The sequence below is a fragment of the Microcoleus sp. ARI1-B5 genome (genome assembly GCF_036705795.1).
Classification (GTDB): Bacteria; Cyanobacteriota; Cyanobacteriia; order Cyanobacteriales; family Microcoleaceae; genus Microcoleus.
Genome location: NZ_JAUBVK010000064.1, coordinates 2,501 through 5,797, shown reverse-complemented (window position 1 = coordinate 5,797; position 3,297 = coordinate 2,501). Strand labels below are relative to the sequence as shown.

Below are 3,297 nucleotides of genomic sequence, written 5' to 3'. Positions count from 1 at the left end.
CCGCAAAGCAAAACGCCCTTCTACTCGAACGAGCAGAAGGGCGGTTTGGGCTGTAAGAGCCTGACGATGACCTACTTTCACACGGGAACCCGCACTATCATCGGCGCAAAGTCGTTTCACTGTCCTGTTCGGGATGGGAAGGAGTGGTACCAACTTGCTATGGTCATCAGGCATAACTTGGTGTCGGGCTGCTCTGGGAGCAACACAACGAATTCATAGAGTTTGGAATCAGATTTTTGTGTCTTTTGACTGCGTCAACTTGGCATAACAATCTTTGAGCTTATCGCAATTACTTGCGTTGGCAATCAAAGTTATAGGGTCAAGCCGCACGAGCAATTAGTATCAGTTAGCTTAACGCATTACTGCGCTTCCACACCTGACCTATCAACGTCCTGGTCTTGAACGACTCTTTAGGGGGCTCAAGGCCCCGGCAGATCTCATCTTGAAACGAGTTTCCCGCTTAGATGCTTTCAGCGGTTATCTCTTCCACACTTAGCTACTCGGCAATGCCACTGGCGTGACAACCGATACACCAGAGGTGTGTCCACTCCGGTCCTCTCGTACTAGGAGCAGGCTTCCTCAAATCTGCAGCGCCCACGGAAGATAGGGACCAAACTGTCTCACGACGTTTTAAACCCAGCTCACGTACCTCTTTAAATGGCGAACAGCCATACCCTTGGGACCGGCTACAGCCCCAGGATGAGATGAGCCGACATCGAGGTGCCAAACACCGCCGTCGATATGAACTCTTGGGCGGTATCAGCCTGTTATCCCCAGAGTACCTTTTATCCGTTGAGCGATGGCCCTTCCATACAGAACCACCGGATCACTATGTCCTGCTTTCGCATCTGCTCGACTTGTCAGTCTCGCAGTTAAGCACGCTTATGCCATTGCACTATCGTCACGATGTCCGACCGTAACTAGCGTACCTTCGAACTCCTCCGTTACGCTTTGGGAGGAGACCGCCCCAGTCAAACTGCCTACCATGCACTGTCCCCGATCCAGATAATGGACCTAGGTTAGAACCTCAAACACACCAGGGTGGTATTTCAACGTTGGCTCCATGAGATCTAGCGACCTCACTTCAAAGCCTCCCACCTATCCTACACAGATCTGTTCAAAGTCCAATACAAAGCTACAGTAAAGGTTCATGGGGTCTTTCCGTCTTTCCGCGGGGAGATTGCATCATCACAAACATTTCAACTTCGCTGAGTCTCAGGAGGAGACAGTGTGGCCATCGTTACGCCATTCGTGCAGGTCGGAACTTACCCGACAAGGAATTTCGCTACCTTAGGACCGTTATAGTTACGGCCGCCGTTTACTGGGACTTCAATCAAGAGCTTGCACCCCATCATTTAATCTTCCAGCACCGGGCAGGCGTCACACCCTATACGTCCACTTTCGTGTTTGCAGAGTGCTGTGTTTTTATTAAACAGTCGCAGCCACCGATTTTTTGCAACCCCGTTGGGCTCGCCTTGTACAGGTTCACCTACTTGGGGCATACCTTCTCCCGAAGTTACGGTATCAATTTGCCGAGTTCCTTCTCCTGAGTTCTCTCAAGCGCCTTAGAATACTCATCTCGCGCACCAGTGTCGGTTTGCGGTACGGTCGTCAATAGCTGAAGCTTAGTGGCTTTTCCTGGAAGCAGGGTATCACTCACTTCGTCTGCAAGCAGACTCGTTATCACCCCTCATCTAAGCCCGGCGGATTTGCCTACCAGGCACGACTACAGGCTTGAACCAACATATCCAACAGTTGGCTGAGCTAACCTTCTCCGTCCCCACATCGCACTATTGATCGGTACAGGAATATTGACCTGTTTCCCATCAGCTACGCATCTCTGCCTCGCCTTAGGGGCCGACTCACTCTACGCCGATGAACGTTGCGTAGAAAACCTTGCGCTTACGGCGAGGGGGCTTTTCACCCCCTTTAACGCTACTCATGTCAGCATTCGCACTTCTGATACCTCCAGCATCCGTTACCAGACACCTTCACAGGCCTACAGAACGCTCTCCTACCACTTGCAATAAATTGCAAATCCGCAGCTTCGGTAACTGGCTTAGCCCCGTTACATCTTCCGCGCAGGACGACTCGATCAGTGAGCTATTACGCTTTCTTTAAATGATGGCTGCTTCTAAGCCAACATCCTGACTGTTTTAGCCTTCCCACTTCGTTTCCCACTTAGCCAATTTTAGGGACCTTAGCTGGCGGTCTGGGTTGTTTCCCTCTTGAGTCCGGACGTTAGCACCCGGTGCTCTGTCTCCCAAGCTGTACTCGTCGGTATTCGGAGTTTGCATAGGTTTGGTAAGTCGCCATGACCCCCTAGCCTAAACAGTGCTCTACCCCCGACGGTAATACTTGAGGCACTACCTAAATAGTTTTCGGAGAGAACCAGCTATTTCCAAGTTTGTTTAGCCTTTCACCCCTATCCACAGCTCATCCGCTAGTTTTGCAACACTAGTCGGTTCGGACCTCCAGTACCTGTTACGGCACCTTCATCCTGGCCATGGATAGATCACTTGGTTTCGGGTCTACACCCAGCGACTGATTCGCCCTATTCGGACTCGATTTCTCTACGGCTTCCCTATTCGGTTAACCTTGCCACTGAATGTAAGTCGCTGACCCATTATACAAAAGGTACGCAGTCACCCTTGCGGGCTCCTACTTTTTGTAAGCATGCGGTTTCAGGATCTATTTCACTCCCCTCCCGGGGTTCTTTTCGCCTTTCCCTCACGGTACTGGTTCACTATCGGTCGATTACGAGTATTTAGCCTTGGAGGATGGTCCCCCCATATTCAGACAGGATTTCTCGTGTCCCGCCCTACTTGTCTCTACCTTAGTACCACACGTCTGTTTTCGCATACAGGGCTATCACCTGCTATGGCCGGACTTTCCATTCCGTTTTGCTAACAGTCGTGCTATCAATAGAAGGCTCTTCCGATTTCGCTCGCCACTACTTTCGGAATCTCGGTTGATGTCTTTTCCTCGAGCTACTGAGATGTTTCAGTTCACCCGGTTCGCCTCGCATGACTATGTATTCATCATGCGATACCTCTTGCGAGGTGGGTTTCCCCATTCAGAAATCTCCGGATCAAAGCTTATTTGCCAGCTCCCCGAAGCTTATCGCAGGCTATCACGTCTTTCGTCGCCTGTAATCGCCAAGGCATCCACCACATGCTCTTAGTCACTTGACCCTATAACTTTGACGTTTCTTGCGAAACACCGCCGTCTAATCTTTCAAGGACTTGCCAGGTCTTTCACCTGACGCGTTATGCCGTAAACAACTTCAACCCTTTC

At 50.7% G+C, this 3,297-nt stretch carries 2 rRNA genes; both read right to left on the bottom strand.

Going from position 1 to position 3,297, the window contains the following annotated elements:
* Positions 1 to 58 precede the first annotated feature (58 nt).
* Positions 59 to 171 (bottom strand): 5S ribosomal RNA (gene rrf, locus QUB63_RS34745).
* 144 nt (positions 172 to 315) lie between these two features.
* Positions 316 to 3,194: ribosomal RNA gene (locus QUB63_RS34740) — 23S ribosomal RNA — on the bottom strand.
* Positions 3,195 to 3,297: the final 103 nt, after the last annotated feature.